Origin of the sequence: Thioalkalivibrio sp. ALE11 (assembly GCF_000381205.1) — a bacterium.
Classification (GTDB): domain Bacteria; phylum Pseudomonadota; class Gammaproteobacteria; order Ectothiorhodospirales; family Ectothiorhodospiraceae; genus Thioalkalivibrio.
The window spans coordinates 82,585-89,070 of sequence record NZ_KB906172.1 but is presented as its reverse complement, the minus strand read 5'-3'; the positions used below and the strand labels follow the sequence as shown (position 1 = coordinate 89,070).

4 protein-coding genes are annotated in these 6,486 nt (G+C 66.8%); all 4 read right to left on the bottom strand.

What is annotated here, in order from left to right; genetic code table 11:
* Positions 1-317: 317 nt before the first annotated feature.
* The 4 genes from F620_RS0110485 to F620_RS0110470 are packed head-to-tail and all read right to left on the bottom strand — an operon-like array spanning position 318 to position 6,337.
* Positions 318-1,484, bottom strand: coding sequence for a nucleotide sugar dehydrogenase (locus F620_RS0110485; RefSeq protein ID WP_019570525.1), 1,167 nt, complete (start codon positions 1,482-1,484; stop codon positions 318-320).
* Positions 1,481-3,199, bottom strand: coding sequence for a hypothetical protein (locus F620_RS0110480; protein WP_026331428.1), 1,719 nt, complete (start codon positions 3,197-3,199; stop codon positions 1,481-1,483). Before F620_RS0110480 ends, F620_RS0110485 begins: the two co-directional genes overlap by 4 nt.
* Positions 3,199-4,638: a hypothetical protein gene (locus tag F620_RS0110475; RefSeq protein ID WP_019570523.1), complete on the bottom strand. Its 1,440-nt coding sequence runs from the start codon at positions 4,636-4,638 to the stop codon at positions 3,199-3,201. The genes F620_RS0110480 and F620_RS0110475 overlap by 1 nt, the downstream gene beginning before the upstream one ends.
* 25 nt (positions 4,639-4,663) lie before the next feature.
* A complete protein-coding gene (locus F620_RS0110470; RefSeq protein ID WP_026331427.1) occupies positions 4,664-6,337 on the bottom strand; it encodes a hypothetical protein in 1,674 nt (557 codons plus the stop codon).
* Positions 6,338-6,486: the final 149 nt, after the last annotated feature.

The window sequence follows — 6,486 nt, the reverse complement described above, 5'->3', positions numbered from 1 at the left end:
CATGAGAGGCCGGTGAGGAGAACCCCTGGCGCTCCTATGAGGCACCCCTTCCCCGGAAGGGCTGACCCTCGCCCGTAGAGAAGGGCAGCTCCGCGACGAAGTGAAGTCCGGTCGGTAACCAACCCGCGTATATCAGAGTGATCCACCGTCGCAATCCGCTTCTCGTGCCCTGCCTCGAAGGCATGGAAAACAGGAGGTCTCGATCGAACACTACAGCCAACCGTTGACAGGTCAATCCATATCAGGAGGCCGGCCCTCCGGCCGATGGGGGATCTGGACAGGCCCGATCGGCCAGGCGGGTGGCCTCCTGCGGGGGATTAATCGTTGTTGAACAGGTCGCGGGTGTAGATCTTGTGGGTCTGGTCGCGGATGTCGTCGGTGATGCGGTTGGCGACGATCACGTCGGACTCGCGCTTGAACTGTTCGAGGTCGCGGATGACGCGGGAGCGGTAGAACTCGTCGTCCGGGAGCTCGGGCTCGTACACGATCACCTCGATGCCCTTGGCCTTGATGCGTTTCATCACGCCCTGGATGGCGGAGGCGCGGAAGTTGTCGGAGCCGCTCTTCATCACCAGGCGGTAGATGCCGACCACCTTCGGGTTGCGGGCGATCACGGCATCGGCCACGAAGTCCTTGCGCGTGCGGTTGGCGTCGACAATGGCCTTGACGATGTTGTTGGGCACCTCGTCGTAGTTGGCCAGCAGCTGCTTGGTGTCCTTCGGCAGGCAGTAGCCGCCGTAGCCGAACGACGGGTTGTTGTAGTGGCTGCCGATGCGCGGATCCAGGCAAACGCCCTCGATGATCTGCCGGGTGTCCAGGCCGTGGGTCTCGGCGTAGGTGTCCAGCTCGTTGAAATACGCCACGCGCATGGCCAGGTAGGTGTTGGCGAACAGCTTGATCGCCTCGGCCTCGGTGGAGTTGGTGAACAGCATGGGGATGTCGTCGTCCACGGCGCCTTCGGCCAGCAGATTGGCAAAGGTTTCGGCGCGATCGGACTGTTCACCGACGATGATCCGCGACGGGTGCAGGTTGTCGTGCAGGGCCTGCCCCTCGCGCAGGAACTCGGGCGAGAACACGACGTTGTCGGTCTCCATCTGCGCCTTGATCTCGCGCGTGTAGCCCACGGGCACGGTGGACTTGATCACCATGGTGGCGTGCGGGTTGATGGCCAGCACGTCGCGGATGACGGATTCAACCGAGCGGGTATTGAAGTAGTTGGTCTGCGGGTCGTAGTCGGTGGGCGTGGCGATGATGATGAACTCCGCGCCCTGGTACGCCTGCTGCGGATCCAGGGTCGCGGTCAGGTTCAGGGAGCCGTTGCCCAGGAACTGCTCGATCTCGGCATCGATGATCGGCGATTCGCCCCGGTTGATCTTCTCGACCTTCTCCGGCACCACGTCCAGCGCCACCACCTCGTGGTTTTGCGCCAGCAGCACGGCATTGGACAGGCCCACATAGCCGGTTCCGGCCACCGCAATCTTCATGCAACACCTTCGGGATTTGATGAGTCTGTCGCCTCCAGCGAGGCGTGAATTCGGCACGCCAGATCCAGCGCCCCCTGATACTGATGGACCTGGCACTGGCTCTCCAGCCCGGCACTGAGCGCGGCAAGCACAAGACATTCGCCCGACACCGAAGCCAGCTCCGCACGGAACTCCTGCGCGCTTTCCGCTGCGGCCTGAAGGGCTTTCAGGTCGCCCCTGGTCGTTTTCCATCGCGCACCCGCCGGTTCAAGCACCCAGCGCCCCCAGTGCACCAGCAGGGGCTCGCCGTCCGGGGACCGGACCATGTTTTCGGGGCGCAGCTCCGGGTTGACGTACGCCAGCGGCAACCGGCGCAGCGCCTCACGCCAGTCATCCATGCGCGCCGCCAGTTCATCCGGAATCTGCCACTCGGACTCATCTGCCGCAACTCGCAGCCGCTCCAGCATCCCGGTTTCCAGGCGCTGCCACAGAAAGGCCCGCGACCGGGCATAGCGCTCCACCACCCGCGCGGCGGGCCGCACTGCCAGCAGCTGTTCCCGCACCCGGTGCAGATCCTTGCGGCGGCCGGCGTCCGCCCCGGACAGGCGCAGAACGTGGCACTGGAAGCCACGCACCTCGGTGGCCCCGATCCATTCCGGCGCGGGGAGCCCGGGAGGCGGATCGCTCAGCAGGGTCGCTTCGTGGCGCGCCTGTCCGGTGCGGTTGCGGGCAAAGATCTTGACGAAATAGCCTTCATTGTCGTCCAGCGTGCAGTACAGGGTGGGAATGTCGCCGGTGGCGGTCTGCCACCAGCGGATGTCGACCGCCTCGGGCACGGGCCGATCCAGCAGGCTGGCAAGCACCTCGGGCACCCACTGGGCGCGGGTCTCGGGCTCCAGCAGCGGCCAGATGGATTTGCGCGTTTCCTTATTCTCCGGCAGCCAGACCCGTCGATGGAAGAACAGGGCATCCAGTCGGGCACGATCGCTCACGATGCCGCGGACCTGCTGCACGGCCGCCCCCCCTCGCTGGAAGGCCTGCCGCGTGAGAAGCAGCGCGATGATGGCCGGGATCAACCCGGGCGGGTCGCCGTAGAGGAAATCCGCCACCAGCCATACAAAAACGAGCATGAAACCGATCGCGCTCAGTACGTTGATCCAACCGGCAAGATTGTCGGTGAGGTGCTCCTGAAAGCGGACGCTGACCGCCATCCCCGCCAGAAGCCCCGCGGTCGCACTGAGGATGAACCCCAGGAACAGCACGGCCACCGCGGGATAGAGCCAGAAGAACAGTCCACCGGAAAGCACCACGAACACGGCCCCGGCCAGGGCCTTGGCATAGCGGTGATAACCGGCGGTGGCAATCTCGTCCTGCCGTTCGAACAGCACCATCTTGCGGCTGCGCTCCAGCAGGCGCCGGGCGCCCCGGTCGGAGGCGGCGATGCCGATACGATCCGCCACCAAATAGAGGATGTAGAAACCGACCGTGGCCGCGCTCAGCCAGAGAATGAGGGCATCGCGGTCAAACTCCGCGAACGATGGCGGAAAATAGCGGGGGATACCATCGGACCCCAGCAGGATGATCACCTTGAGGGGAAGAAAGAACGCAAGGAGCAGGGAGAGCTGAGCCACCAGCGTGGCCAGCACCACGGTCACGGTGGAGCCCGGGACGGCCCACATGAACTTGGCCCCCAGCCAGCCGCTCCAGCGCAGGTTGTCCCAAAGTGTCCGGAAAATCACGCGGTGGTCTCGCGGGTCCACGTGTATGCACACAACCACAACCAGGCGAGCACCACCGGCGCCAGGGGCATCACGTGGCGCCCGAAGCTGGTGCCATCCTCCAGCCTGGCGGCCTGCCCGGTGCCGCCGTAAACCACCAGCGTCATCACGCCAACCGCCATGAGCAGGGCCCACCAGGCGCGGTGCGGGCGTTGCCGCCAGGCCAGTGGAATGGTCAGGACCATGAGTGCAAGCCCCAGCACGAACACCAGGTGCCAGGAACCGTCCACCACCAGGCGCTGCAGGAACAGCCCCCACTGTGGCTCGAACTCGAACCACCCGCCACGCGGCAGCTGGACGCGGCCGGCATCCAGCACCAGGGTTCCGAGGATGGGCAGGTCGATCCGCGCCTCGACGGTCAGGACCGCCAGCACTCCGGCCGCCACGATCGCCACGCCCGCCGCCACGCCCCATCCGGGGCGCAGCCAGGCGAACAGCGCCGCCAGCAGCAGCGCAAACGAGAACAGAATGCCGGACTGCTTGATGAACGGAATGGCGAGCAGCAGGGGCAGCAGGACCAGCCACTCCTGCCATCGCCGTTCGTAATACAGCGCGAACAGCGCCAGCGCGGCGACGGCAAAGCCCCCGACCATCCAGATGTCTGCGTACCCCCCCAGGCCGGCATGCACGCCCAGCAGTGGCACCGAGAGGGCCATGTAGGTGCCCAGTATGGCGGGCAAAATGCCCAGGCTGAACCGGCGAAGATAGCCGTACAGAGCCAGCCCCAGCGCCGCCCCGGCCAGGAACCATGGCAGGTTGACCAGCGAATCGTGCCAGTACCCCAGGGCGAGTGCCGGCCACATCTGGATCAGGGATACGAGCAGAGGATGCCGATCCGCACCGCTCAGACCATAAGGCCCGGCGTCGCCCCGCAAGAGAGCACCGGGGCTTGAGAATATATCGGCCCCGCCGTGTTCGAAGAACCCGCGGGCGCGATAGCTCCAGTAATAGTAGGCATCCCAGCCGTAGACCGGGCGCCACAGCACCTCCACCAGCCAGCCGCCCAGGCGCACGAGCAGCAGGGCCAGCACCAGCACCACTGCGAGGCGAATCCACAGGGCCGCATCTTTCCAGCACACCGCAAGCGGGTCCGTACCGCTCGAACTCTCCGGGAGCAGGGGGGCATTGCGTGGGTCGAGTCGCTCCCGGGCGAGCCAGCCTCCGGCCGCGGCCAGGAGCCCGGCCAGCACAAGGATGCCGGAGAAATGCCACCCCCCCAGGATCCGGTCGAGGACCAGGAGCAACGCGGCGACTCCGAACATGGCCAGGAAATACCCCATGCCCAGCGCCCCGGCCCAGCGCCCCGGGGCCTCTGCTGGCCACCAGCGCAGCAGCAGCAGGCTCGCCGCCATCCAGGGCAGACCCAGTGCCAGTATCAGCTGTATTCCGTCCACCATGGTTTCTCCCCGAACCTACACTGCCCTACTGCAGTTCGAACAGCAGGTCGTCGTCCGTTCGGTTCAGCAGCCGGGCGGCCCGAACCGGCGGGCGGCCATCCAGCGCGAGAACCGCCCAGCGATCGGCTTGTTCGGGGACCTCAATGCGTGGCGCCCCCAGGCGCGCGCCGGACGGCAGCCCGACCACCTGCACCTCGATCCGGCCCCGCGAGGGAAGCCCGAACCCCAGGCCGAGCTCCACCGTTCCAGCCGCCAGTTCCCGCGCAGCGATCCGCCGTTCCGCAATCACCCCGTGATCGGGGTCATCCGGGGATGCTCCGGCCTGTCGCACCTGCAGGCGCAGCTCGCCCCGTGGCTCGCGCACCTGCGCGGGCAATACCAAACGGTAAAACGCGGATTCCAGAGGCGAGTCCACCGCGGCCCGCAGGGTGCCGGGTGCCTCGCCACGGTATTCCAGCCACGCCTCTCCCGGAACGCCGGTGGCGTCCGCCTGGTCGGGCTCGCCCGCCTGCCAGGCATCGGGTTGGCCCTGCCAGGGGAGGCGCGCGCGGGCCCGCGCGGACAGCGCGCTCCGGAGTTGCAGCGGCGAAACATCGTGTGGCCGCAGCAGGATCAGACCGTCCCCCGGACGAGCATATCGCAGGATATCGTGCGTCAGAGTCTCCTGATACAGGCCGGCCAGGGGCAACAGCCGGTATCGCACGAAACGGTTCAGGCCATCGTTGGCGGAAAGGATGAAGACACGGGCGTCGGGTGCCAGCCGTTCACGTGCGGCATCCACCGTAGCGCCCAGCTCCTGCCCCCCGAAATCCGCCGGGATACGTTCTTCGGCCGGCACCCCGGAATAGGCATCGAAGGTGTTGCGGTGTTCGTGCACCACGTCTGCCTGCCAGCGCAGGTCGAGGGCAAACCAGGCCACCACGACGAGGAGCGCAATCCCCCCTGCCAGGCGGGAGCGTTCCAGCCGGCGCGCCCTGCCCCCGTCGAGGCCGATGAACAGGATCACCGCCAACCCGAGCCAGGCGATCACCACCATTGTGGGCGGGAACGGGGCATCCCCGGCACCCGCCTGTACAACGTTGGGTGTGACGTTGGAAAACGGTACTGGCTGGAACCACGCGGCGAGGGTCGCGCGCAATGCGGAGAGGGTTCCGGGTTCATCGCCGCGGAATTCAACACGCTCGATTTCCAGCCCCTGCAGCCTGTCGCCCTGCAGCATCAGTCCAATCATCGATGGGCGGGCATCCCATGCATCGAACGCGGTGAGGTCAATGGCGGAACCGGGTGCGACCCGTTCGGCATGTTCGGCGGGCGGGTCGCCCTCACCCAGCCACATGAAGACGAGCTCCCCCGGGACGTCGGCACCAGTAATCCGGAGCCGCAGTTCGTCCAGCCGCGCCAGATCCGGAGCGTGTTCCGGGATGCCCGTCACCAGCAGTGCGCGCCCCTGCGCTCCGGCGCTCTCCAGTCGCAGGACCTCGCCCTCGGTCTCGGCCCGCCCTTCGGCCACGCGCAGGTCGGCGCCGGGAATGACCAGCGAGGCACCGGGGATGTCGAGGGTGCGGTCAGCGGCCGCCATCCAGCCCCAGAAACCCAGCAACAGCGCGGCCAGAGACAAGCCCCCGGCGACGGCCACGTGCAGCAGCACGCGGCGAACCGCCCTGCCCCCGCCATTGGTCCACAAGCTCTCCGGTGCCACGTCCCCTCCTTGTCGGGCCAGCGATCCGGCGTTGCCCGAAAGGTAGCGAAGTGTACGCGCTCCACCGCTCTCAATGGAAACGCTGGTGATTTTTCGGGCCTTTGCTACCCTTCAAAGGGGCAGGGAATTACGGAACGCATGACCAGGGC